A 22,863-nucleotide genomic window follows, 5' to 3' on the forward strand; every position below is an offset into this window, starting at 1 on the left:
CGACCATGCCCAGCATGTCGGCGACGCCCCGCCCGGCCCCTTTCCAGTGTTCCGCCACGGCCAGGCAGATCGCGTCGTTGTGGAGGCGTACCGGTAAATCGGGGAAACGCGCGGCCAGCCGGGCGCGCAGGGGGAAGCCGCGCCAGCCGGAGATGTTCAGCGGCGAGACCTCGCCCTCGGGCCAGCGCATCGGCCCGCCACACCCCACCCCCACTCCTTCGGCCCGCTGCGACAGCGGCTCGATGAGGTCCACGAGGGTCTTCCACAGGGTGCCGGCGTCCGCGTCCTGCGGGGTGGCGGCGCGCCGGGCCTCGACCACCGTGCCGTCGTGGGCGACCAGGCCCGCGGCCATCTTGGTGCCGCCCACGTCGATCGCGAGGATCACGGGCGGCCCGCCGCACCCGGGGGGCTCATGGCCCGCCCGCTGTGTTGGAGAACACCAGGACGGAGGCGGTGAAGCCGTGCACATGGTTGTGGCCCGCGACGGGGCCGACCTCGCCGGCCGCGAAGAAGCCCGCCACGCCGATGGGTCCCAGCGTGTCGCGCAGGGCGACCGGGTCGTGGTCGGCGGTGCCGAACATGGCCGAGCCCCGCCCGTTGCAGGAGAACAGCAACGCCCCGTCCACCTTGCCGATCTCCTCGCGGTGGGCGTCGAGCAGGTCGTACAGGTCCTCGTCGGCGGTGGCCGCGTCGCGCACCTGGAAGCGCACGGTCCTGCCGATCTCCACGATGTCGCCGATGGCCACGGCCTCGCGTTCGGGATCGATGCCGATGACCCCTCTGATGAGGAAGTCGCCGCGTTCGTGGCGTTCGGCGTATTCGTCCATCGCCACGCCGATCTGCAGCCCGGAGGCGACCAGCTCGCGGTCGTCCTCGTCCAGCTCGCTGACGATGTCCTCGAGCCGGGCCAGCGCGGGCTGCCCGGCCAGTTCGAGCAGCAGGTTCTCTTCGGCCGCCGTGACCACCATGCTGGGGCCGATCGGGCGGCAGCCCTGGCTCACCACGGTGCTGATCTTGACCTGCCCGCTGATCAGCACGCCGATCGCGCCCTCGGAGTAGATCTCGCCGTCGGCGAACAACCGTACGGAGCCCCGGCCCTGCAGCCCGTTCGCGAGCCCGCCGATCAACGGCAGGTCGCCCAGCACGTCGGCCGAGCGCTCGACGAAGGCGTCGGTCGGGAACGAGTACGGATCGGCCAGCAGGATCGCCACATGGTCGTCCCCGTTGCGCTCCGGCAGCCCGACCACCACGAACTTGTCCTCGGCGGCCAGCGTCTCCAGCGCGAACGTGGTCAGTCTCGCCCCGTCCAGGGTCGCGGCCCAGGCGCTCACGGAGGGCGTCAGCTCCACTCCCTGCCCGTCGCCGATCACTCCCGTGGCGCTGCATCCGATCACGTGTGCTTCGGGCGCGAGCTTCATCGCGGCCTCGCCGGCGCGTGCGACGTCGTCAGGATCGTCGCCGCAGATGAAGAAGCAGACCAGGTCGGCTTGGCCGCTGAGCCTCGACAGTGCCCGGCCGACGGCACTCTCCGCGGCCTCCACCAAGTCGGAACCCACGGCGAGGCCGTCGGCGAAGCGGCTTGTCATCAAGGCCACGCGTCTCGCCTCCCCTCGACATGTCCAAGTTCCCTAGGCCCGATTCTCCCCACTAAAGGGACAAGCACGCGCACGAACCGTCACGCAATAGTCAAGATCCGAAATCTCCGCCAGATGCGAAAGACTCTGCCGCATTCCTCACAGGGGACGTAGTCTCGATCCCGTGCATCAGCCACGAATTCTCCGCACGTTGCGAGAGAGCGGCCACGTTCATCGCACCGTCAAAGCCGAGGTCCGGGAAAACCTGCTGGCCAAGCTGCGGGCGGGTGAGCCCCGCTTCCCCGGCATCGTGGGCTTCGACGACTCCGTGCTCCCCCACCTCGAACGGGCCCTGCTGGCCGGCCACGACCTGGTCCTGCTCGGCGAGCGCGGACAGGGCAAGACCCGGCTCATCCGCACCGTCACCGGCCTGCTCGACGAGTGGACGCCGGTCGTCGAGGGCTGCGAGATCAACGACCACCCGTACGCACCGGCCTGCACGCGCTGCCAGGCGCTGGCGCGCGAGCTGGGTGACGAGCTGCCGGTCGCGTGGAAACACCGGGACGAGCGCTACGGCGAGAAGCTCGCCACACCCGACACCTCCGTGGGCGACCTGATCGGCGACGTCGACCCGATCAAGATCGCCGAGGGGCGCACGCTCGGCGACCCGGAGACGGTCCACTACGGCCTGGTCCCGCGCACCAACCGCGGCGTGTTCTCCGTCAACGAGCTGCCCGACCTGGCCGAGCGCATCCAGGTGTCGCTGCTCAACGTGCTGGAGGAGCGCGACATCCAGGTGCGCGGCTACAACCTGCGGCTGCCGCTCGACATCCTGCTCATCGCCAGCGCCAACCCCGAGGACTACACCAACAGGGGCCGGATCATCACGCCGCTGAAAGACCGGTTCGGCGCCGAGATCCGCACCCACTACCCGCTGACGGTCGAGGACGAGCTGACGCTGATCCGCCAGGAGTCCATGCCCGACATCGGGGCCGACATCCCCGAGCACCTGGTCGAGGTGATCGCCAGGTTCACCCGGCTGGTCCGCGAGTCGACCGCGGTCGACGCCCGATCCGGCGTGTCCGCGCGTTTCTCGATCGCGGCCGCCGAGACCGCGGCGGCCTCTGCGGTGCGCAGGGCGGCCCTCGCGAGCGAGGAGCAGGCCGTCGCGCGCGTGGTCGACCTGGCCTGCGTGGTGCACAGCCTGCGGGGCAAGGTGGAGTTCGAGGTCAGCGAGGAGGGGCGGGAGACCGAGATCCTGGCCCACCTGCTGCGCAGGGCGACGGCGGAGACGTTCAGGAGCCGGCTGGGCGGCATGGACCTGTCGCCGGTGACCGACAAGTTCGCCGAGGGCAACCAGGTCGAGTCGGGCGAGCTGGTCGCTGCCGGGGAGTTGCTGCACCGGATCGGGCCGGTCACCGGGCTGGCGAAGGTCATGTCGAGGCTGGGCATGGGCGCGGGCGAGGAGTCGCCGGGTCATGCGGCGGCGGCCCTGGAGTTCGCGCTCGAAGGCCTCTACCTCATGCGCCGCCTGTCCAAGGAAGACCTCGACGGAGTCACCGTCTACCGGACGTGAACATCTGGGCGCTCCCCCGCGTCTTAGGTGATAGCAGCTCACGACGTCGGGGAGACCGTCCATGCGCCCGCTTGCCTGTGCCACCGCAGCCGCTCTCGCACTGAGCGGCATCGCCGCGCCCGCCGAAGCCGCCGAGGCCACCACCAAGACCGTTTACGGGTACGCCTGGTCCGACGGCCAGGGCCGCCTGCGTATCACGCCCAAATCCGCCTCCTTCGTGAAGCAGAAGGGTTTCCTGGGCTACCGGCTCAAGGCGGCCCCGCGCGCCAAGGAGCTCAGGCTCGACTACTCCAGGGCCGCCTACGGGCGGATCACGGTCGCCTGCGACCTGAAGGAGACCGAGGGCCGGGTGGCCGTCGACCGCAAGGGGCTCGGGCGCACCAGGTGCTCGCCGCGCGACCTGTCCGCCGAGCTGGGCCGCGGCCCTGTGCCGGTGCGCGTCGAGCACCGCGGCGGCAAGGCCACCAGGGTCAACGAGTTCGTGGTCGCCGACCGGCCTGACCAGCGCTCCGCGCGCGGCACGATCAAGCGGATCGACGACACCACCGTCGTGTTCGCGTCCGGCGGGAAGAAGATCAAGCTGGGCTACACGTACGCCACGAGCTTCTACCGCACCACCGCCCACTGCGGGAGCGGCTGGCTCACGGGCCGGCCGGTCAACGCGGACGCGAACGGCCTGGGCAAGAAGCCGTGCACCCCGGCCCACCTGACGAAGGCGCTCAGGACGGTCCGCCACCCCGTACTGGTGAAGATCGAGTACACGCCCGGAGCCGACTCCCTCGACCAGGTATGGGAGGTTTTCGGGGACGCGTGACCGCGCTTCTGGGGTTAGCGTGGTTCTGTGATGGCCTTTCGCTATGGCGAGTACCACGATGGCCCCGATCCCCTGGCCCCGCCCTACGACGTGCGGGCGGCGCTCGACGAGATGGGCGATGCGATCCTTTCGGGTTCGACGCCCGTCCACGCGCTGCGTGACCTGCTCAAGCGCGGTCTGCCCGGCGCGCAGGACCGCCGGGGCCTCGACGACATGCTCAAGCAGGTCCGCAGGCGCCGCCGTGACCTGCGCGAGCGGGGGCGGCTCGACGGCACGCTGGAGAAGGCGCGGGCGCTGCTGGACAAGGCCATCGGGCAGGAGCGGGCCGAGCTGTTCCCCGACCCGTCCGACGAGGCGCGGTTGCGGGAGGCGGGGCTCGACGCGCTGCCGGAGGACACCGCCGCCGCGATCCAGGAGCTGAGCACGTACGAGTGGCGTTCGGCCGCCGCGCGCCAGACGTTCGAGGAACTGCGTGACCTGCTGCGGCGGGAGGTCCTCGACAGCCAGTTCAGGGGCCTGCGCGACGCGCTCGCCAACCCGGACCCCGAGGCGATGGAACGCGTCCGCCAGATGATGTCGGACCTGAACGACATGCTGGACAAGGACGCCCGCGGCGAGCACACCCAGGCCGACTTCGACGCCTTCATGGCCAAATATGGTGACTTGTTCCCCGAGAAGCCGCGCAACCTGGAAGAGCTCGTCGACATCCTGGCCCGCCGCGCCGCCGCCACGCAGCGCATGCTGGCCTCGATGACGCCCCGCCAGCGCGAAGAGCTCGCCGGCCTCATCAACCAGACCCTCGACCAGGCCGGGCTCTCCGAGCAGATGCGCCGCCTCGGCGAAGCCCTCCACGCGCGCCGCCCCGACCTCGCCTGGAACGCCCCCGAACGCCTCACCGGCGAGGAGCCCCTGGGCATGGGCGACGCCGTCACCGCCCTGGAGGAGCTGGCCGACCTCACCCAGCTGGAAACCGCCCTGCGCCAGGACTACCCGGGCGCGCGGCTCGACGACATCGACGAAGCCGCCGTACGCCGGGCGCTGGGCCGCTCCGCGGTCGACGACCTGGAGGCGCTCAAGCGCATCGAACGCGAGCTGGAGGAGCAGGGCTACCTCCTGCGCCGGCGCGGCAAGCTGGAGCTCACCCCGAAGGCGGTGCGGCGGCTCGGCGAGACGGCCCTGCGCCGCGTCTTCTCCTCACTCGACGCGGGCCGTCGCGGCGACCACGACCAGCACGACGCGGGCTCGGCCGGCGAGCTCACCGGCTCGTCACGACCGTGGCACTTCGGCGACGAGCAGCCCATCGACGTGGTCCGCACCCTGGTCAACGGCGTCCGTAGCGGCGGCGTCGCCATCCGTACCGGCCAGGAGAGAGCGCGGACCGGACAGGAGACCACCCGTACCGGCCAGGACAACGCGCGGGCCGGACGGGACGACGCGCGGGCCGGTGGGCGGGCGGCCGTGCGACTGTCGGTGGACGACTTCGAGGTGGCCGAGACCGAGCGGCGCAGCGCGGCGGCCGTGTGCCTGCTCGTCGACCTGTCCTACTCGATGGCCCTGCGCGGCACCTGGGCCGCCGCCAAGCAGACGGCGCTGGCCCTCCAGGCGCTGGTGGCCTCCAAGTTCCCGCAGGACGCCGTGCAGATCATCGGCTTCTCCAACTACGCCAGGGTGTTGCAGCCCGACGAGCTGGCGGGCCTCGACTGGGACATGGTCCAGGGCACCAACCTGCACCACGCGCTCCTGATCGCCGGCCGCCACCTCGACCGTCACCCCGACTTCGAGCCCGTGGTGCTGGTGGTCACCGACGGCGAGCCCACCGCGCACCTGATGCGCAACGGCAGGTCGGCGTTCGAGTGGCCGCCGTCGAGCGAGACGCTGGAGCTCACGCTGTCCGAGGTCGACAAGATGACCCGGCGGCGGGCCACCCTCAACGTCTTCATGCTGGCGGCGGACGACCGGCTGCAAGAGTTCGTGGACGAGGTGGCCCGCAGGAACGGCGGCCGCGTCTTCTCCCCCAGCGCCGAGCGGCTGGGCGAATACGTGGTCAGCGACTTCCTCCGGCTGCGCAGGGCCCGCTGAACTGTCGGTGCTCTCTGCCACACTCGCAGACCATGAGCGAAGACGTGCGCCTGCGCGACGTGGAGGCGGCCGACCTCGAGGTGTTCCTGGCCCACGAGCACGATCCTGAGGCCGCGCGGCGGTCCAGGTTCGCGCCCAGGGCGCGGGAGGCGTTCATGCGCCACTGGACCACGCGGATCCTCGGTGACCCGGCCGTCTTCGTCCAGGCGGTCACCGTCGACGGCGACCTGGCGGGCAATCTCGTGGCCTGGTGGGAGGATGACAGGCGCTTCATCGGTTACTGGTTCGGCCGGGAGTTCTGGGGCCGGGGCATCGGCAGCCGGGCCATGGAGCTCTTCCTGCGCCAGGAGCGCATCCGCCCGCTCCACGCCGACCCCTTCCACGCCAACACCGGTTCGGTCCGGCTGCTGGAGAAGCACGGTTTCCAGCGCACGGGCACGGTCAGGCACGGCGACGACGAGCACCTCCTGCTCGTCCTCCACACCCCGGCCCACCACCTGACCGGGTGAGCAGCCGGGCGCACCCGGAGGTCAGGCGTCGACGAGGCGGCAGTAGAAGTCGAGGGCGACGTCGAACCCGTCGCGGCAGTTGCGGTGCGAGCGGTAGCACGGCCGCCAGGCGGAGCTGGCCCCCACGCCCGCCCTGGCGTCACTGAGCGCCGACGGCACCCGCTCAGGCCTGGGCAGCAGCCCGTGGCCCAGATAGCGCACCCCGGCCAGCTCGCTGTGCAGGCCCGGCCCGCCGGAGACGAAGGTGCCGAGGCGCCAGCCGCTCTCTTCGTCCCAGACCAGCGCGCTCCCGTCGGCCAGCTTCAGCGTGACGTCACGCGGGTCGCACGGGCCCTCCCACCAGTCGGCCACCTCTGATCCCAGCACGTCGATGACCCGCTGCACGTAGCTGATCGGCTGCTGCAGCCACTCGTCGGTATACGGCTCGACATGCCTGATGGCCACGGACGGCACCCCCTTGTGCCCTTACGGTAAGAAAAACCGAACGGTGACCAACCATACCCGCGCTGAACTTATTCCGTTGCAGGCTCGTCTAGTCATTACGGACGATATTTACGGTCCAGACGGGGAAGGAAGGGGTCCCATGATTGCGGTTCTCCTCATCGTGCTCATGGTCGTCGCCATCGTGATGACCGAGTTGATCATGCGCTGCGCGGAAGACGGCAAAGAGGGTGTCGAGGCCCCGGCCGAGATCGCCGGGGACTAGTCTCTCCCGCATGTCGTCCCTGCTTCTCTGGCTGCACGTCGGATTCGCGATCTTCACGATCGGCCCGATCACCGCCGCGACGATGGCCGCTCCGCGCGTCATCCGCACCAAGAACGTGCCCGTGCTGCAGAACATCCAGCGCATGACGAGGGTTTACAGCCTCGGCAGCCTGGGCGTCTTCGTGTTCGGGCTGATCCTCGGCATCGTCCTCGGCAACGGGGTGCTGGGCCGGTGGTATATGACGGCGTCGATGACGTTGTTCATCGTGGCCGCCGTGCTGCTCGTCATCATCGACCGCGACCTGCGCACCGCCGTCCGCGCGCTCTCCAGCGAGGGCACGGACGACGACGCGAAGGTGCAGAACGGCCGGATCGCCGCGATCAGCGGGCTGCTGGCGGTGATCTGGCTGGTCATCCTCTTCCTGATGGTGGTGCCCGGCTAGCCGAGCGCCTGGGTGAGGTCGGCCAGCAGGTCGTCGACGGTCTCGATGCCGACCGACAGCCGCACCAGGTCGGCGGGCACCTCGAGCGGCGACCCGGCCGCCGAGGCGTGGGTCATCCGGCCGGGGTGCTCGATGAGCGACTCGACGCCGCCGAGCGACTCTCCCAGCGTGAACAGCTTGGCCCTGTCGCACACCGCCACTGCCTCCGCCTCGCCTCCGGCGACGCGGAACGACACCATGCCCCCGAACCTCTTCATCTGCTTGACCGCGACCTCGTGCCCGGCGTGCTCGGGGAGGCCCGGGTAGAGCACGCCGGTGACGCGCGGGTGAGCGAGCAGCAGGTGGACGATGCGTTCGGCGTTGTCGCAGTGGCGGTCCATGCGTACGCCGAGGGTCTTGAGCCCGCGCAGCGTCAGCCAGGCGTCGAACGGCCCGGCCACGGCGCCGATCGCGTTCTGGTGGTAGGCGAGCTCCTCGCCGAGCCCTCTGTCGGCCGCGATCAGCGCTCCGCCGACCACATCGGAGTGGCCGCCGACGTATTTCGTGGTCGAGTGCACGACGACGTCGGCGCCGAGCGACAGCGGCTGCTGCAGGTAGGGCGAGGCGAACGTGTTGTCGACCACGAGCAGCGAGCCGTTGTCATGGGCCAGCTGCGCCAGCGCGGCGATGTCGGCGATGCCGAGCAGCGGGTTGGTGGGCGTCTCGACCCAGACGATCTTCGTCTTCTGCGTCATGGCGGCGGCCACGGCGTCGAGGTCGTGCAGCGGGACCGGGTCGTAGTGGAGGTCCCAGCGCTCGTTGACCTTGGCGAACAGCCGGTAGGTGCCGCCGTAGGCGTCGTTGGGGATGATCACGTGGTCCTGCGGCTTGCACACCGTGCGCAGCAGGGTGTCCTCGGCAGCCAGACCCGAGGCGAACGCGAGCCCGCGCGCCCCGCCTTCCACCGCCGCCAGCGCCTCTTCGAGCGCGGTCCTCGTGGGATTGGCGGAGCGGCTGTACTCATATCCGGAACGCAGGCCGCCCACGCCGTCCTGCTTGTAAGTGGACGTGGCGTAGATCGGCGGCACGACCGCGCCGGTCAGCGGGTCGGGCTCCTGGCCTGCGTGGATGGCCAGGGTCTCAAAACCGTTGCTCATACAGGCCACGTTAACGGAAGTCGGCCCGCGATCCGTTCCCCTCCGGATCGCGGGCCGCCGACGGGACGTCGTCCCCAAGGGCTCCCGTCGAGGCTCGCGCACCATGCCCGCGCGAGCCACGGATGGTCAGGCGGCCCTGGGCTCCTGACGGTCCCCGCCTGACCGGGGCGGGAGCCGTACCACGTCCGCCTTGATGAACCGGCCGCTGCCGCCCTCCGCGTGCTCCCCGTTGATGCGGGAGAGCAGCACGGGGTCGGCCAGTGCGAGCAGCACCCCGACGACCAGCCCGATACCCAGCAGTGCGAACCCGATGGCCACCATTTTCCTGTCCCCTTCCGACATCTCCAGCATCGGCGACGTGCTCGGCTTCCGCCTCAGCTCAAGGGCTGGTCTCGTACGCGGCACCTCGGCCGAACGGCTGATACGACCTGTCCGACTTGCGGCTTAGGCTCGGGGCGTGGGGGATTCCAAGCGCATCGTGTACTGGGTCCGCCGGCTGAGCGAGCTCGCGATGCTCGGCTGGCTCGGCATGATGTGGCTGATCGACCTGGTGCTCGCCTATTCCATCGGGGGGTTCCAGTGGCTGGTCCCCGTCTGCGGCGCGGCCGGCACGGTGGCCGTGGTGCTGCGCCGCCGCTACCGCCTGCGAGGCTTCTGCGTCATGCTGGCCACGTCGTTGTGCGCCTCGCTGACGATCGGCGCCACCGGGCTCGCGGGCGTGCCCGGCATGGCGGAGACCGGGTCGCTGCTCATCCTGCTCATCGGCGCGCTGCGGCACGTGGAGCCGGTGCGGCGGGCGGCGGGTCTGGCGTGCGTGGCGCTGGTCGTCCTGATGTCGGAGGCCGTCGGGCGCGACTACAACAGCTCAGGGCTGGCGTTCTCGTTCCTGCTGTTCGCGGGCTGGTCGATGGCCGCCGGCGTCGGCGGTTACCTCCGCTTCCAGCAGGAGCGCCGCGTGGAGGCGGTCCATTCGGTACGCAGGGCCGAACGCCTGGAGCTGGCCAGGGAGCTGCACGACCTGGTCGCCCACTACATCACGGGCATCGTGGTCCAGGCCCAGGCCGCCAGGACGGTCGCCCGGACCAGTCCCGAGGCGGTGGCGCCCGCGCTGGACGCGATCGCCACGGCCGGTTCGGAGGCGCTGACCTCGATGCGGCGCATGGTGACGGTGCTGCGCGCGGAGGACGATCCGTCCCGCAAGCCCGGCGTCACGCTGGCCGACCTGCGGATGCTGACCGAGAAGTTCTCCTCCGACGGGCCGAAGGTGGCGTTCGAGATCGGCCAGGGGATCGACGATCGCACGCTGCCTCCCGAGGTGATGACCACCCTGCACCGGGTGCTGCAGGAGGCGCTCACGAACGTGCGCAAGCACGCGTCCCGTGCCGCCTGGGTGGAGGCCGACTTACGGCGGCATGCGAAGGTGGTGACGCTGCGGGTGCGCAACTTCGGGGCGGCCTCGGATCCGCGGGTCGCCCGCCTCGGCGGCGGGTTCGGGCTGGTCGGGATGGCCGAGCGGGTCGAGGCTCTGGGCGGCAGGCTCTATGCGGGCCCGTCCCCCGAGGGGGCGTGGGAAGTGATCGCCGAGTTCCCCCTGCCCTGAGCCGGGCCGCTCGACCGCCTGGCCGCCCAGGACGGCGCTGCGGCCGCCGTCGGAGCGCGCCGACGCCGGGGGCCTCGGCACCGTGACGGGGCCGATCGGGAAGCATCGACGACCCCGCCTCAGGCCGCCGTAGGGCGGCCTGAGAAGAGGGGGTCAGTGGTTGGCGAGGAAGGCGAGCAGATCGTGCCTGGTGATCAGGCCGGCGGGCTTGCCATCTTCCAGCACAACAGCCGCATCGGCCTTCTCCAGCGCTTCGACCGCACGCGCCACAGGTTCACCGCTGCCGATCGTGGGTAGCGGCGCTGACATGTGATCGGCGATGGTGTCGTCGGAGGAGAGCCGGCCGTGATACAGGGCTTCGAGGAGATCGCGTTCGACGATGGAGCCGACCACCTCGGCCGCCATGACGGGTGGCTCCTCCTTCATCACGGGAAGCTGCGACACCGAGTATTCGCGCATGATCGAGATGACCGTGCTGACCGACTCGTACGGATGCGCGTGCACGAACTCCGGCAGCCCTGCCCCCTTGCGCGCCAGCACGTCGCCGACCAGCCCTTCCTCGGACGACGTGGTCAGGAAGCCGTAGTCGGCCATCCAGTCGTCGTTGAAGATCTTGGACAGGTAGCCGCGGCCGCCGTCGGGCAGCAGCACGACGATCATGTCGTCGGGCGCGGCGGTGGCCGCCACCCGCAGCGCCGCCACCACGGCCATCCCGCAGGAGCCGCCGACCAGCAGCCCTTCCTCGCGGGCGAGCCGGCGGGTCATGTTGAACGACTCCTTGTCGGTGACCGCGATGACCTCGTCACAGATCTTGGTGTCGTACGTGGCCGGCCAGATGTCCTCCCCGACCCCCTCCACGAGGTAGGGACGCCCGGACCCGCCCGAGTAGACCGACCCCTCGGGGTCGGCTCCGATGATCTTCACCTGGCCGCCGGAGACCTCCTTGAGGTAGCGGCCCGTGCCGCTGATCGTGCCCCCGGTGCCGATGCCGGCCACGAAGTGGGTGATCCGGCCGTCGGTCTGCTCCCAGATCTCGGGACCGGTCGAGTGGTAGTGGGAGTCGGGGTTGTTGACGTTGGTGTACTGGTTCGGCTTCCAGGCGTTGGGCACCTCGCGGGCCAGCCGGTCGGAGACCGAGTAGTAGGAGTCGGGGTGGTCGGGCGAGACGGCGGTCGGGCAGACGACGACCTCGGCCCCGTAGGCGCGCAGCACGGAGATCTTGTCCTGGGCCACCTTGTCGGGCACCACGAACAGGCACCGGTAGCCCTTCTGCTGCGCCACGATGGCCAGGCCCACGCCGGTGTTGCCGGACGTCGGCTCGACGATCACACCTCCTGGACGCAGCTCGCCGGACGCTTCGGCGGCCTCGATCATGCGTGCCGCGATGCGGTCCTTGACCGAACCGCCGGGGTTGAAGTATTCGACCTTCGCGACCACCTGGGCGGACACTCCCGCGGTGACTTTGTGCAGCCGGACCAGCGGAGTGTTCCCCATCAGGTCGACCAGGGAATCGTAAACGCGCACCGAGGTGTTCACCTTCTTTGCCGAAGCTTGATCAGCTTGCCTGTGGCCGAGGTCCCAAGGGGGTGGCGGGGCCTCGGTTAGTTTCAAGCAAACGCTACCGCCGAGTTCGACCAGGGAGGTCACGTACGTGGTGTGGGCAGCTGGCGTGGCGCGCGCGGCGCGGAGGATCGCGACGGCGGCGGCTCTCGGAGGTGGCGGGCTGACCGCCCTGGGAGCCACGGCATACGGACTGTTGATCGCCGAGGGGTTGCTCGCCCGCAGGGTCATCGGGCAGCCGCACGGCCTGGACGGCCCGGTCTCCGACGGCACGTACGGCGAGTTCCCCGGCGTGCCGCTCAACCTGGCCATGCTCGGCGACTCCACGTCCGTGGGGCTCGGGGTGAGCGAGCCCAGCCACACCCCCGGCGTCCTGCTGGCGAACGGCCTGGCCGCGGTGGCGGAGCGGCCGGTGCGCCTGCTCGTGGCCGGCAAGTCGGGCACCCCGTCGGCCGAGCTGGGCGAGCAGGTCGACGCCGTCCTGGCCATGGGCCCCGACGTGGCGGTGATCTTCGTGGGGGCGAACGACATCATCACGCAGACGCCGCCCGCGGTGGCCGTACGCCATCTGAGTAAGGCCGTGCGGAGGCTGCGGGACGCGGGGGCGGAGGTGGTCGTGGGCACGTGCCCCGACCTCGGCACGGTGCGGCCGATCGCGCAGCCGCTGCGCTGGGTGACGCGGCGGTGGAGCCGGCAGCTGGCGGCGGCGCAGACGGTGGCGGTGGTGGATGCGGGCGGCCGTACGGTGGCGTTCGCCGACGTCCTGGGCCCGGAGTTCGCGACAAATCCGACAGAAATGTTCGGACCGGATCGATTCCATCCATCTGACCGAGGTTACGCACAGGCCGCTTACGCGGTGCTACCGTCAGTGTGCGCTGCGTTGGGACTGTGGCCTGAGCCCAGACCCGCTCGTGGCGAAGCACTGCAACCGATTTACCTTGCGGCGGCTACGGCCGCGGAGGAGCCCGGCACCGAGGTCACCGCGACCCGGGTCGACGGGCGGGCGACGGGCCTGCACGGCAAGTGGGTGACGTTGTTCCGCCGGCGGCTCGGCGAGCCGCTTAACGACGCCTGACCGCGGTCACCCTCCGAGCCCGAGCCGTCACTCCCCGTCCTTTTTGGAGTGAATTGCCTGTGCTCCGGCCCTTGTGGAAATCGTCTATCGCCCTCGCGGGAATCCTCGCCGCGACCGCATGCTCCGGCAGCGACGCGGCCACGACGAGCTTCCCGACCTGGCACAACACCGACGTCAACGCCGTCAGCCGGATGGCGGCGGCCGGCGGGGTCGTCGCGACCACGTCGCTGAAGTCCGGCGGCACGCTCGAGACCGTCGCCATCGGCCTGCGCGACGGCAAGCGCCTGTGGGCCTACCCGGCCACGATGGCCGGTCGCCTGCCCGGCATGGGTGTCTCCACCCCCGCGGTCGTGGAGACCTCCGAGGGTCAGAGCGTGGTCGTCGCGCTCGACCCGGCCAAGAAGGGCGGCTGGAACGCGACCCTGGTCGCCCGCGACGCCTTCTCCGGGGTGCGCAAGTGGACCAGGCCGGTGCACTCGACGTTCGGGCCGCAGCGCTGCGGCCCCTACGTCTGCCTGTCCGAGCACACCGCCCTGGCCAAGGCCCGCATGGTGGTGCTCGACCCGGCCACGGGCAAACAACTGTGGAAGCTGCCCGGCATCGCCGAGGTGGAGTGGTCGGACGCGCGCCGGGTCCTGCTGCTCAGGCTGTCCGCCAACCCCATGATCGAGTCGTACGAGCTCAAGACCGGCAAGCTCCAGTGGCAGCAGCCGATCGAGCAGGCGCTGGGCCCGGGCATCGACATGTCGGGCGGGTGGGCGTTCGGCTCGACGGGCGGCAACCTCGTCGGCTACGTCGCCCCCTACACCAACCCGCAGACCAAGAAGATCTCCACGTTCGGCCTGTTCTCCATCGAGATCAGCGACGGGACGATCAACTGGATGCGGCCCTCGGTGGTGCGCGTCTATCCCAGCGGCAACCCCGGCTACGCCCCGGTCGTCCGTCCGGTCGACCGCCAGGGCGCCTATGGCGGCTTCGCCCGGCTCGACTCGGAGACCGGGCGGGTGGTCGGCCAGGTCACGGCGGCCGACGTGCCCGGCTCCGGCTGGTGGCTGGCCTTCCCCGACCAGATGGACAAGCTCGGCTTCCTCCAGCACAACGCCAAGGGCTCGGCCTTCGACCTCGTCACCGGCAAGCAGGTGCCCGTGGAGGAGCAGCGCGGGTGGTCGTTCTGCGTCACCGACCCCAAGCCGCTGACGCTGCGCGGCCAGGCGCCGGGCTTCTACTCGACGGCCGCCATCTGCCAGTACGACCTCGGCACCGGCAAGCGCGTCTCTCCGGCGTCCGCGCCGCCGGCCTGGTTCACGGGCAGCCAGGACGGGTGGCGGCTGTGGCGCGACGAGAAGGGGGCGATCCACGCCGTGAACGACCACACCGCCACGGCTCCGGGTATGTACGGATAACGGGGGCCGCTCGGGGCTTGCGCACAGAACTGGAATATAGTTCTACTATTAGCGCCGACAAAGGAGGGGCCATGCCCGAGGCAGTCATCGTCGCAACCGCGCGTTCCCCCATCGGACGAGCCTTCAAAGGATCGCTCAAGGAGATCCGGCCCGACGACCTGACCGTGCAGATGATCCAGGCGGCGCTGGCCAAGGTGCCCCAGCTCGACCCCACGTCCATCGACGACATCCTGCTCGGGTGCGGGCTGCCCGGCGGCGAGCAGGGGTTCAACATGGCCCGGGTGGTGGCGGTGATGCTGGGGCTCGACAACGTGCCCGGCGCCACCGTGACGCGCTACTGCTCCTCTTCCCTGCAGACCACCAGGATGGCCTTCCACGCGATCAAGGCGGGCGAGGGCGACGTGTTCGTGTCCGCCGGGGTGGAGACCGTGTCGCGCTTCACCAAGGGCAACTCCGACTCGCTGCCCGACACCCACAATCCGGTCTTCCTCGACGCGCTGGCCCGGACGAAGGCCTTCACCGAGGGCGGGCGCGAGTGGCACGACCCGCGCGAGGACGGCGAGGTGCCCGACGTCTACATCGCGATGGGGCAGACGGCCGAGAACCTCGCCCAGCTCAAGGGGGTCACCCGCCAGGACCAGGACGAGTTCGGCGTACGCTCGCAAAACCTCGCCGAGAAGGCACTGGCCGACGGGTTCTGGCAGAAGGACATCACGCCCGTGACCCTGCCGGACGGCACCGTGGTCAGCAAGGACGACGGCCCGCGCCCCGGCACCACCTACGAGAAGGTCTCGACCCTGGCGCCGGTGTTCCGTCCTGACGGCACCGTCACGGCGGGCAACTGCTGCCCGCTGAACGACGGGGCCGCCGCCCTCGTCGTGATGAGCGACGTCAAGGCGGCCGAGCTCGGCATCACGCCGCTGGCCAGGATCGTGTCCACCGGGGTCACCGGGCTGTCGCCGGAGATCATGGGCCTCGGACCGGTGGAGGCCTCGAAGCAGGCGCTGTCCAGGGCCGGGATGGCGATCGACGACATCGACCTGGTGGAGATCAACGAGGCGTTCGCCGCGCAGGTGATCCCGTCGTACCGTGACCTCGGCATCGACCTCGACCGGCTCAACGTCAACGGCGGGGCGATCGCCGTGGGGCATCCGTTCGGGATGACGGGTGCCCGGATCGCGTCCACGCTGATCAACAGCCTGCAGCACCACGACAAGAGCATCGGGCTCGAGACCATGTGCGTGGGTGGCGGGCAGGGCATGGCGATGGTCCTGGAGCGGCTGTCCTGATCTCGCCCGTACGGCAGGCGGCGGTTCTCCAACCGCCGCACGTGGCCGGGCGCCTCCAGGGGAAAGGCCGCTGACCGGATGACGGTGGCCCGCCGTGACGCGAGCCCCCGTCGCCCGGTCGCCGTGGCCGGCCGCTCGGGCCGTCGCCGCCTAGCCGTGGCGGTCGGGGCCGGCGTCAGTGGGGACGATGCGGAGGATGACGCGGCGTTCGCGGACCATGGCGTCGCGATAGCCGTCCCAGTCGGGGTGCTCGCCCGAGATGTCGCGGTAGTAGGCGATCAGGTGGTCCATGGCCTCGGGCAGCGAGACGACCTCGGCGGTGCCGTCCACCTGAATCCACTCGCCGTAGAAGCGGTCCGTGAAGGCGCACAGGGAGACGTTGGGCTCGCGGCGGGCGTTGTGCACCTTGGTCGCCGTCTCCCTGGTGCTGATGACGACGTGGCCGTCCTGAACCCCGGCCAGCACCGGCGACATCTGCGGGCGCCCGTCGCGGTGCCTGGTGAGGAGGATGGCGTGATGGTGGCTGCGGAGGAAGGCGAGTGCCTTTTCGACGTCCATCCCCTCATGATGGCGCGCCCGTGTTCAGCACACGGGCGCGGGGATGGTAGGGCTTAGACAAAGCCCATGCGGTTACGGCGGTGCCGCTCGTGCTCGTGAACGATGGCGGCGGCGTAGCCGTGGGTCAGCCCGTGCTCGTCCGCGAGCCAGTTGGCCCGCTCGTCGCATCTGAGGAAGCTCGGGCCGTTGTCGATGGCTTGGAACCACTCTGGGAGTTCGCGTCCCGTTATGGACGGGACCCTTGCGATCAGCTTCGTCTGCGTCTCCGGTGAGTGGTTCAAGGACATGGGCACCTCCGCGGATAAGGGTCCTTTCGTTGACACTGCAACACCATCGTGCGAATGGCAAGCCCTGAGTCAGGCATCATTCTGTGACGGCGGGTAGATTTTCGGTCGCACACAGAGAGGGCCCCGCCCGAACGGCGGAGCCCTCTCGGATGACGCGGGGGTGAACGATCAGTCGCTGCTGGAGAAGTAGCTGACGAACCGCAGCACCTCGAGGTAGATCCACACCAGGCTGAGCGTCAGCCCGAACACGCACTGCCAGGCGAACTTCTCCGGGGCGCCCTGCTTGACGCCCTGCTCGATCGCGTCGAAGTCGAGGAGCAGGAAGAAGCAGCCGATCAGGATCATGACGATGCTGAAGGCCCAGCCGATCGGGCTGTCGGTGCGCAGGCCGAGCCCGCCGTCGTTGAACAGGCCGACGAGCAGGTTGACGAGTAGCAGGCCGATGGCCGCGATGGCGGCGGCGATGCCGAACTTGACGAGCTTGGGCGTGACGCGGACGATGCGCAACGAGTAGACGGTCAGCACCGCGCCGAACGCGAATGCCGTGCCCAGCACCGCTTGGAGCACGATGCCGCTGATGGCGCCCTCGAACACGGCGCTGATCTTGCCGAGGAAGATGCCCTCGAACACCGCGTAGCCCAGGATGAGCGCCGGGTTGGTGCTCATCGTGAACGAGGCGACCAAACCGATGATCAGCGCGACGATGGCCGCGCCGATGGCGACCATGGGCGGGACGTTGAGTATCCATGCCGCGGCCGCGGCCAGGACGAGCACCCCGAGCGTGAGGAACCCGCGCACCACGACGTCATCGAGGGTCATGGTCCGGTATGCGGGCCTGGCCGGCGGGGCGTACGACGGGGCGTCGTACATGTTCTGCAACTGGTCGGGGGACGGGGTCGGCCCGCCCCAGCCCGCGGCCTGCTGCCGCGACCTGCTGAATACGGGGTTCTTGCTCTCCATCGCTGCCTCCTGTGACGCCGAGCCTACGGGGCCTGGCGGCACCTTGGTCAACTGACGCGTCAGATCGATGTTCGTTCGGAACGTCGGCAGCGTTGACAACGAACGTGTCCGGCACCGAGTTCCCGAGGTCAGCCACGAGCTCGCGAGATCATCCCGGCCCGGCCGGCGGGAGCCTTGCCGCGGGGTCCGTGACAGAGCCCTTCCGGTGCGTGATGACCTTTTCCGCGGAGAAAAGGGCGAGCGGTTGTATTCCGTAGTCAACCATTCACACTAAGAAACTCCGGCGACCCCGGAAAGCAGAAGGCGGGCGGTTTGTCAATATGGCCGGGGCGGCCTGGAAAGTTTTCAGGGAGGCAATCGCGGACCCGAGCCGGCGGGCGGGATCGCCTGCCCCAGGACAGGGCCTCCACCAGCGATGGAGCGCCGGGAACGCGACAACTCCATAACAAATCGATATCGGCCGGGAAACACCCGAAGGGGCCCGTCCGACGATCGCGGTGAACCTCCAGGTCAGAGCCCTAAAGGCGGCGAAAGATGGCAGGTGCCCCCGGCGGGATTCGAACCCGCACGTCAACCCTTTTAAGGGGTTTGCCTCTGCCATTGGGCTACGGGGGCGCCGCAATCATACGAAACGGACCATGCTTCCGAGGAGCACAACTTCGCATCAGGCGTCACAAGTGTGATGACTGCGGTGAAGTGATAGTGCTCCCACCACTCTGTCCAAGAAGAGTAGACCGTCCAGATGGTCCAGTTGGTGCTGAATGCAACGGGCTTCCACGGCATCCGCCTCGATGGTGACCGGCTCGCCCGTGCCTGGCAAATGCCCATGTACGGTGATGCGCGTCGCACGACGTACGTCGGCGGTGAGCCCGGGGACGGACACGCACCCCTCGCGCAGGTGGTTCCAGCGGGCGGCCGTCGCGAGCCGTGGATTGGCCACGACGAGCTCTCCGGTGCACGACCGGCTCCTGGGGTGGCGCCCGGCGTCAAAGGCGATCAGCCGCCAGCTCAGGCCGATCTGGGGGGCTGCCAGGCCGGTCGTGGAGGGCTCGTGGCGCAGGGTGGCCAGCAGGTCGGCGGCGGCGGCCACGACCTCGGGGGCGGTCGGGTCCACCGGCTCGGCGGCGGTGGACAGCAGCGGGTGCGGGGCGTCGATCACCTCGCGGGGCTTTCCGTCCGCCGGCCGGGTCACAACAGATCCGGTTCGACGGGTCGAAACGTTATCTCGGAGTCGAGTCCGGCGCCGACTGCGGCGAGCCTGCGCATGAGCGCCGCCACGTCCACCTCCTTCGGCAGCTCGACGTCGGCGATCAGCACGTAGAGCCGCCCGGTGAGCCGGGTGCTCATGCCGGTGATGTTGCCGCCGTCGGCCGCGAGCACGGCGCTGATGGCGGAGATGATGCCGGGCCTGTCGGGGCCGTGGACGGTCAGCACGTAGCCGAGGCCGCCGCCGTCGTCGCAGAAGTGGCGGCGCGCCTCGATCGCCGAGGCGGTCACCACGAGGTCGGGTGCGCACAGGCGCTTGCTCAGCTCGGCCGCGTCCACCTCGCCCGACACGAGCAGCATCATCGCCACGTGGCCGCCGAGCAGCGTCATGGTCGAGTCCTGGATGTTCGCCCCGCAGTCGGCGAGCGAACCGGTGACTGCGGCGATCACGCCGGGCCGGTCCACTCCGAGCACGGTCACCGCTGAGAGCCCCACCCGTGGTTCCCCTTCCGCTCATGCGACCAGGGGCGCCGCACGCCCCGGCGAGGCTCACCGGGGCGCTACCGTTCCCGGGCTAGCGGCGAGTCGTCGCCACCGCGGCCCTGAAGCCCTCTCGCGGGTGCTCCATCTCACCCAGCGAGATCGTCTCCCGCTTGAAGAACAGGGCCAGGGTCCAGTCGACGACGACGCGGACCTTGCGGTTCAGCGTCGGCACCCGCGACAGATGGTAAGTGCGGTGCATGAACCACGCAGGGAATCCGCGAAGCTTGACGCCATAGACGTTCGCGACGCCTTGGTGCAGGCCCAGCCCCGCCACCGATCCGACATACTTGTGGCGATATTGCGCCAGTTGCTGCCCGCGCAGATACCGCACGATGTTGTCGGCCAGCACCTTGGCCTGGCGCACGGCGTGCTGGGCGTTCGGCGCGCAGTACTGACCGGGGTTGGTCACGTCGGGCACCCCGGCCGCGTCGCCCGCCGCGAAGGCGCCTTCCGTGCCCGCGACGGTCAGCATGGCCGTGGCCTTGATCCTGCCGCGCTCGTCGAGCGGCAGGTCGCTGTCGTTGACCACCGTGCTGGGCTTGACGCCCGCCGTCCACACGAGGGTCTCGGCGTCGAACTCCCCGCCGTCGGAGAGCACCACGTGGCCGCCCTCGCACGACTCCAGACGGGTCTCGAGCCTGACGTCGATGCCGCGCTCGCGCAGCTGCTCCAGGGTCCACTTGCCCATCTCGGGCCCGACCTCGGGCAGCACCCGGTCGGTGGCCTCGACGAGCACCCAGCGCAGGTCCGACGGTTTGATGTTGCGGTAGTAGCGCGTCGAGTGCTTGGCCATGTCCTCCAGCTCGGCCAGCGCCTCAACGCCCGCGAAGCCCGCCCCGACCACGACGAACGTGAGCGCCCTCCGGCGCACCTCGGGGTCGTCCGCCGACTCGGCCACGTCGAGCAGGTGCAGCACGCGGTTGCGCAGCGCGATGGCCTCGCCCACGGTCTTGAACCCGATGCCGATGTCGGTCAGCCCGGGGATGGGCAGCGTGCGGGAGATCGACCCGGCGGCCATGACGATCACGTCGTAGGCCACCTGCCGAGGCTCGCCCTCGGCGGGCTGGAAGGTGACGGTGCGCTCGGCGTGGTCGACCTTGGTGACCACGCCGTTGAGGATGTGCACCTTCGGCAGCACGCGACGCAGCGGCGCGACCATGTGCCGGGGGGAGAGGTTGCCTGCCGCCGCCTCGGGGAGGAACGGCTGGTAGGTCATGTAGGACTGGGGATCGATGATCGTGATGCGCGCCTCGCCGCCGCGCAGCTCCCGGTGGAGCTTGCGCTGCAGCCTGAGCGCTGTGTAGAGGCCGACGTATCCTCCGCCGACGATGAGAATGTGCTGGTTCATCCTGAGGCCACATCCCTCGTGGAGTGCTTGTGAAAGCATTCACAAGCTTACGCCAAGGAGGTCCGATGAAGCCATTCCTGGCATGGTGCGACGCGTCACACAGCCAGTGACCTGGCACGGGCGAAGAGATCGTCCAGCATCTGGGCGGTGACGCGGCCGGTGAACGTGTTCTGCTGGCTCGGGTGGTAGCAGCCGAGCAGCGTGACGGGCGCGCCGTCGTACGCGATCTCGACCTCCGCCCCGTGCCCGAACGGCGGCCTGCTGCGCGGCAGCGCGTAGCCCGCGTCCTTGAGCGCCGGCCACACCGCCTGCCAGGCGTAGCCGCCGAGCGCCACCACCACGCGCACGTCCTGCGCGACCAGCGCCAGCTCCCGCGCCATCCACGGGAAGCACGCGCTCTTCTCCGCCGGCGTGGGCTTGTTCGCCGGCGGAGCGCAGCGCACCGGCGCCACCACCCGCGCGCCGATGAGCCGCTGCCCGTCGCCCGCGTGCGTGCTCGTCTCCTGCGCGGCCAGGCCGGTGCGGTACAGCGAGGCGAACAGCCAGTCGCCGCTGCGGTCGCCGGTGAAGATCCGGCCGGTCCTGTTGCCGCCATGGGCGGCCGGCGCGAGCCCCGCGATCAGGATCCGCGGATGCTCGTCACCCCAGCCGGGGACGGGACGGCCCCAGTACGTCTCGTCCGCGAACGCGCGCCGGCGCACCCTGGCGACCTCCTCGCGCCACTCCACCAGCCGGGGGCAGGCCCGGCAGACGGACTGCCTGGCCGTGAGCTCCGCGAGGGTGTCGCTCGTGGCGGCCAGGCGGCGCACGTCCGCGGGGTCGAGCGCGACGGGGGTGTCAGGGGTCGCCGGGTCGCCGGGCCATCCGGTGCCGGGAGGTACGAAGCTCATGACACCGATGGTGCCCGATCAGCGCGTCGCCTCGGGACTCGGCGTCGCCCCGGGCGTCGGTTCCCGGTCGGCGGCCGACGGGCTGGCGCTCGGCGCCGGATCGGCGCAGGAAGGCGACGGCGACGGCGGGCCCGTGCGGGAGAAGTTCTCCCTGGCCAGCGGCAACGGGTAGCGGTTGAGTATCGGCTCGCCGCACGACCGGTCGACCGTGTAGCCGTACCTCTCGGGGTCGGTGGTGAGCGGGTTGCCGTCCTGGTCGTAGAGGTAGACGTCGGTCAGCGGGGTGCCGTCCTTGGCGTACGGCTTGATGTTGTACACGCCGTCGGACGACGCGTTGCGCACCCACGCGGGCTCGGCCATGTAGACCGAATCGGGGGCGGGCGACGGCGGCTGCGCGACCATCGTGGCGAACACCGCCACCCCCGCCACCGTGTTGGCGGCCACCGCGAGCAGCACCACCAGCCTGCCCCTGCGCCTCCTGCCGAACCACACCGAGGCGAGCACGCAGGCCACGGCCACGGCCCAGTCGGCGGCGGTCGCCGGAGCGAGCCCGCTGTCGCCGGCCATCGACACCAGGACCATGGCCAGCACGTAGCCGCGCAGCACCCACCACCCCGGCCGCAGCTCCGGCAGGAAGCCCACAAGGCTCCTGTAGGGCGTGTAGCCCATGAGGAAGGCATGCGCCCTCACCGCCTGCTCCCGCGGGCCGCGACGGCGCCCACGCCGGCGCTCAGGGCGCTCCCCGTAGGCGGCGGCCAGCTCGTCGGCATAGGCTGCGGGCGGCCCCAGCCGGTCTTCCAGCGGCAGACCGGACTCCGCGGCGATCTCGGCCAGGTGACCGTCGAGATCGTCGAGCAGTTCCTCCCGCTCCGGATGATCGGCCAGGGCATCGCGTACGGCCTGCGCGTATTCCTCTGGAGTCATTCCTGGCCCTCCTTGAGCAGGGATGCCATGGTCTTCGAGAAGGCGGACCAGGTCTTCGCCGAGGCGGCGTACATGCTGAGGCCGACCTCGTTGAGCCCGTAGTACTTGCGGTGCGGGCCCTCGTCGGAGGCCATCACGTATGAGGTCAGCGCACCGGCCTTGAACAGGCGGCGCAGCGTCCCGTAGACCGAGGCGTCGCCCACCTCGTGGAGACCCGCCTCCCTGAGCCTGCGCACGATGTCGTAGCCGTAGCCGTCGCGCTCTTTGAGCACGGCCAGCACGGCCAGGTCGAGCACGCCTTTGAGCAGCTGGCTGCCATCCACGCCATGAACACTACTGTGCAAAGCGTAGTAGCGGCAACAAGAAACCGGGTGGCGCCATGAG

General features: G+C 70.1%; 25 protein-coding genes and 1 tRNA gene. 10 read left to right on the forward strand and 16 right to left on the reverse strand.

Annotated features, from left to right (window positions below; all coding sequences use genetic code 11):
• Together E1292_RS23940 and E1292_RS23945 are read right to left on the reverse strand one after the other, a co-directional pair.
• A partial coding sequence (locus tag E1292_RS23940) for an ROK family protein (protein WP_132597453.1) occupies nucleotides 1-385 on the reverse strand: 385 nt, incomplete at its 3' end.
• Between the two features lie 25 nt (nucleotides 386-410).
• A complete protein-coding gene (locus E1292_RS23945; RefSeq protein ID WP_132597492.1) occupies nucleotides 411-1,586 on the reverse strand; it encodes an FIST signal transduction protein in 1,176 nt (391 codons plus the stop codon).
• A 172-nt stretch (nucleotides 1,587-1,758) separates the two neighbouring features.
• Here E1292_RS23945 and E1292_RS23950 point away from each other — a divergent pair, with 172 nt between their 5' ends.
• The 4 genes from E1292_RS23950 to E1292_RS23965 all read left to right on the forward strand — a co-directional run bounded on the left by E1292_RS23950 (nucleotide 1,759) and on the right by E1292_RS23965 (nucleotide 6,552).
• Nucleotides 1,759-3,150, forward strand: coding sequence for a sigma 54-interacting transcriptional regulator (locus E1292_RS23950; protein ID WP_132597454.1), 1,392 nt, complete (start codon nucleotides 1,759-1,761; stop codon nucleotides 3,148-3,150).
• A gap of 61 nt (nucleotides 3,151-3,211) precedes the next feature.
• Nucleotides 3,212-3,964: a hypothetical protein gene (locus E1292_RS23955; protein WP_132597455.1), complete on the forward strand. Its 753-nt coding sequence runs from the start codon at nucleotides 3,212-3,214 to the stop codon at nucleotides 3,962-3,964.
• A 30-nt stretch (nucleotides 3,965-3,994) separates the two neighbouring features.
• On the forward strand, nucleotides 3,995-6,043 hold the full coding sequence (locus E1292_RS23960; RefSeq protein WP_132597456.1) for a vWA domain-containing protein: 2,049 nt from the start codon (nucleotides 3,995-3,997) through the stop codon (nucleotides 6,041-6,043).
• A 32-nt stretch (nucleotides 6,044-6,075) separates the two neighbouring features.
• Complete coding sequence (locus tag E1292_RS23965; RefSeq protein ID WP_132597457.1) at nucleotides 6,076-6,552, forward strand: GNAT family N-acetyltransferase; 477 nt, start codon at nucleotides 6,076-6,078, stop codon at nucleotides 6,550-6,552.
• A 21-nt stretch (nucleotides 6,553-6,573) separates the two neighbouring features.
• On the opposite strand, the gene E1292_RS23970 is transcribed toward E1292_RS23965, so the two are convergent.
• A complete protein-coding gene (locus tag E1292_RS23970; protein WP_246090292.1) occupies nucleotides 6,574-6,996 on the reverse strand; it encodes a DUF6292 family protein in 423 nt (140 codons plus the stop codon).
• 139 nt (nucleotides 6,997-7,135) lie between these two features.
• Here E1292_RS23970 and E1292_RS55005 point away from each other — a divergent pair, with 139 nt between their 5' ends.
• Nucleotides 7,136-7,258 carry a hypothetical protein gene (locus tag E1292_RS55005; protein WP_281284053.1) on the forward strand — a complete coding sequence of 41 codons (123 nt, stop codon included), beginning with the start codon at nucleotides 7,136-7,138 and terminating at the stop codon, nucleotides 7,256-7,258.
• A gap of 10 nt (nucleotides 7,259-7,268) precedes the next feature.
• Complete coding sequence (locus E1292_RS23975; RefSeq protein ID WP_132597459.1) at nucleotides 7,269-7,700, forward strand: hypothetical protein; 432 nt, start codon at nucleotides 7,269-7,271, stop codon at nucleotides 7,698-7,700.
• Here E1292_RS23975 and E1292_RS23980 read toward each other — a convergent pair.
• Together E1292_RS23980 and E1292_RS23985 are read right to left on the reverse strand one after the other, a co-directional pair.
• Nucleotides 7,697-8,836 carry a cystathionine gamma-synthase gene (locus tag E1292_RS23980; RefSeq protein ID WP_132597460.1) on the reverse strand — a complete coding sequence of 380 codons (1,140 nt, stop codon included), beginning with the start codon at nucleotides 8,834-8,836 and terminating at the stop codon, nucleotides 7,697-7,699. The two genes, E1292_RS23975 and E1292_RS23980, sit on opposite strands and share 4 nt — an antisense overlap.
• A gap of 126 nt (nucleotides 8,837-8,962) precedes the next feature.
• Nucleotides 8,963-9,187 (reverse strand): hypothetical protein, encoded by a 225-nt coding sequence (locus E1292_RS23985; protein WP_132597461.1) that lies wholly within the window; start codon nucleotides 9,185-9,187, stop codon nucleotides 8,963-8,965.
• A 106-nt stretch (nucleotides 9,188-9,293) separates the two neighbouring features.
• Between E1292_RS23985 and E1292_RS23990 the strand changes: the two genes are divergently transcribed.
• Nucleotides 9,294-10,436 (forward strand): sensor histidine kinase, encoded by a 1,143-nt coding sequence (locus E1292_RS23990; RefSeq protein WP_132597462.1) that lies wholly within the window; start codon nucleotides 9,294-9,296, stop codon nucleotides 10,434-10,436.
• Nucleotides 10,437-10,589: 153 nt separating this feature from the next.
• Here E1292_RS23990 and E1292_RS23995 read toward each other — a convergent pair whose 3' ends face one another.
• Entirely contained in the window at nucleotides 10,590-11,960 is a 1,371-nt protein-coding gene (locus E1292_RS23995) for a cystathionine beta-synthase (protein WP_132597463.1), read from the reverse strand.
• 127 nt (nucleotides 11,961-12,087) lie between these two features.
• Between E1292_RS23995 and E1292_RS24000 the strand changes: the two genes are divergently transcribed.
• From E1292_RS24000 to E1292_RS24010, 3 genes are all read left to right on the forward strand, one after another.
• Nucleotides 12,088-13,071 carry an SGNH/GDSL hydrolase family protein gene (locus E1292_RS24000; RefSeq protein WP_246090293.1) on the forward strand — a complete coding sequence of 328 codons (984 nt, stop codon included), beginning with the start codon at nucleotides 12,088-12,090 and terminating at the stop codon, nucleotides 13,069-13,071.
• Nucleotides 13,072-13,142: 71 nt separating this feature from the next.
• Nucleotides 13,143-14,474: an outer membrane protein assembly factor BamB family protein gene (locus E1292_RS24005; RefSeq protein ID WP_246090294.1), complete on the forward strand. Its 1,332-nt coding sequence runs from the start codon at nucleotides 13,143-13,145 to the stop codon at nucleotides 14,472-14,474.
• Between the two features lie 71 nt (nucleotides 14,475-14,545).
• Nucleotides 14,546-15,763 (forward strand): acetyl-CoA C-acetyltransferase, encoded by a 1,218-nt coding sequence (locus E1292_RS24010; RefSeq protein WP_132597465.1) that lies wholly within the window; start codon nucleotides 14,546-14,548, stop codon nucleotides 15,761-15,763.
• Nucleotides 15,764-15,913: 150 nt separating this feature from the next.
• On the opposite strand, the gene E1292_RS24015 is transcribed toward E1292_RS24010, so the two are convergent.
• The 10 genes from E1292_RS24015 to E1292_RS24060 form a co-directional block, all read right to left on the reverse strand.
• The gene (locus E1292_RS24015) at nucleotides 15,914-16,321 is read right to left on the reverse strand and encodes a PPOX class F420-dependent oxidoreductase (RefSeq protein WP_132597466.1); all 408 of its coding nucleotides are present in this window, start codon (nucleotides 16,319-16,321) and stop codon (nucleotides 15,914-15,916) included.
• 53 nt (nucleotides 16,322-16,374) lie between these two features.
• Nucleotides 16,375-16,608, reverse strand: coding sequence for a DUF4287 domain-containing protein (locus E1292_RS24020; protein WP_132597467.1), 234 nt, complete (start codon nucleotides 16,606-16,608; stop codon nucleotides 16,375-16,377).
• Nucleotides 16,609-16,776: 168 nt separating this feature from the next.
• The gene (locus E1292_RS24025; protein WP_132597468.1) at nucleotides 16,777-17,568 is read right to left on the reverse strand and encodes a Bax inhibitor-1/YccA family protein; all 792 of its coding nucleotides are present in this window, start codon (nucleotides 17,566-17,568) and stop codon (nucleotides 16,777-16,779) included.
• Nucleotides 17,569-18,110: 542 nt separating this feature from the next.
• Nucleotides 18,111-18,183, reverse strand: a tRNA-Leu gene (locus E1292_RS24030).
• A 49-nt stretch (nucleotides 18,184-18,232) separates the two neighbouring features.
• Nucleotides 18,233-18,760: a peptide deformylase gene (locus E1292_RS24035; protein ID WP_220447033.1), complete on the reverse strand. Its 528-nt coding sequence runs from the start codon at nucleotides 18,758-18,760 to the stop codon at nucleotides 18,233-18,235.
• The gene (locus E1292_RS24040; RefSeq protein ID WP_132597469.1) at nucleotides 18,757-19,269 is read right to left on the reverse strand and encodes a glycine cleavage system transcriptional repressor; all 513 of its coding nucleotides are present in this window, start codon (nucleotides 19,267-19,269) and stop codon (nucleotides 18,757-18,759) included. Before E1292_RS24040 ends, E1292_RS24035 begins: the two co-directional genes overlap by 4 nt.
• Before the next feature lie 79 nt (nucleotides 19,270-19,348).
• Nucleotides 19,349-20,665, reverse strand: coding sequence for an NAD(P)/FAD-dependent oxidoreductase (locus tag E1292_RS24045; protein ID WP_132597470.1), 1,317 nt, complete (start codon nucleotides 20,663-20,665; stop codon nucleotides 19,349-19,351).
• A 95-nt stretch (nucleotides 20,666-20,760) separates the two neighbouring features.
• Complete coding sequence (locus tag E1292_RS24050) at nucleotides 20,761-21,555, reverse strand: uracil-DNA glycosylase (protein ID WP_132597471.1); 795 nt, start codon at nucleotides 21,553-21,555, stop codon at nucleotides 20,761-20,763.
• Nucleotides 21,556-21,573: 18 nt separating this feature from the next.
• A complete protein-coding gene (locus tag E1292_RS24055) occupies nucleotides 21,574-22,479 on the reverse strand; it encodes a hypothetical protein (RefSeq protein WP_132597472.1) in 906 nt (301 codons plus the stop codon).
• A complete protein-coding gene (locus E1292_RS24060; RefSeq protein WP_132597473.1) occupies nucleotides 22,476-22,802 on the reverse strand; it encodes a PadR family transcriptional regulator in 327 nt (108 codons plus the stop codon). Before E1292_RS24060 ends, E1292_RS24055 begins: the two co-directional genes overlap by 4 nt.
• Nucleotides 22,803-22,863 lie beyond the last annotated feature (61 nt).

The sequence above is a fragment of the Nonomuraea deserti genome, assembly GCF_004348685.1.
Taxonomy (GTDB): Bacteria; Actinomycetota; Actinomycetes; order Streptosporangiales; family Streptosporangiaceae; genus Nonomuraea; species Nonomuraea deserti.

Coding starts and splice junctions, on each gene's coding strand:
- E1292_RS24010 (WP_132597465.1), top strand. CDS start 14,546: ATGCCCGAGGCAGTCATCGTCGCAACCGCGCGTTCCCCCATCGGACGA.
- E1292_RS23975 (WP_132597459.1), top strand. CDS start 7,269: ATGTCGTCCCTGCTTCTCTGGCTGCACGTCGGATTCGCGATCTTCACG.
- E1292_RS24055 (WP_132597472.1), bottom strand. CDS start 22,479: ATGACTCCAGAGGAATACGCGCAGGCCGTACGCGATGCCCTGGCCGAT.
- E1292_RS23960 (WP_132597456.1), top strand. CDS start 3,995: ATGGCCTTTCGCTATGGCGAGTACCACGATGGCCCCGATCCCCTGGCC.
- E1292_RS24050 (WP_132597471.1), bottom strand. CDS start 21,555: ATGAGCTTCGTACCTCCCGGCACCGGATGGCCCGGCGACCCGGCGACC.
- E1292_RS24015 (WP_132597466.1), bottom strand. CDS start 16,321: ATGGACGTCGAAAAGGCACTCGCCTTCCTCCGCAGCCACCATCACGCC.
- E1292_RS24045 (WP_132597470.1), bottom strand. CDS start 20,665: ATGAACCAGCACATTCTCATCGTCGGCGGAGGATACGTCGGCCTCTAC.
- E1292_RS55005 (WP_281284053.1), top strand. CDS start 7,136: ATGATTGCGGTTCTCCTCATCGTGCTCATGGTCGTCGCCATCGTGATG.
- E1292_RS23945 (WP_132597492.1), bottom strand. CDS start 1,586: ATGACAAGCCGCTTCGCCGACGGCCTCGCCGTGGGTTCCGACTTGGTG.
- E1292_RS24020 (WP_132597467.1), bottom strand. CDS start 16,608: ATGTCCTTGAACCACTCACCGGAGACGCAGACGAAGCTGATCGCAAGG.
- E1292_RS23965 (WP_132597457.1), top strand. CDS start 6,076: ATGAGCGAAGACGTGCGCCTGCGCGACGTGGAGGCGGCCGACCTCGAG.
- E1292_RS23955 (WP_132597455.1), top strand. CDS start 3,212: ATGCGCCCGCTTGCCTGTGCCACCGCAGCCGCTCTCGCACTGAGCGGC.
- E1292_RS23985 (WP_132597461.1), bottom strand. CDS start 9,187: ATGCTGGAGATGTCGGAAGGGGACAGGAAAATGGTGGCCATCGGGTTC.
- E1292_RS24025 (WP_132597468.1), bottom strand. CDS start 17,568: ATGGAGAGCAAGAACCCCGTATTCAGCAGGTCGCGGCAGCAGGCCGCG.
- E1292_RS23980 (WP_132597460.1), bottom strand. CDS start 8,836: ATGAGCAACGGTTTTGAGACCCTGGCCATCCACGCAGGCCAGGAGCCC.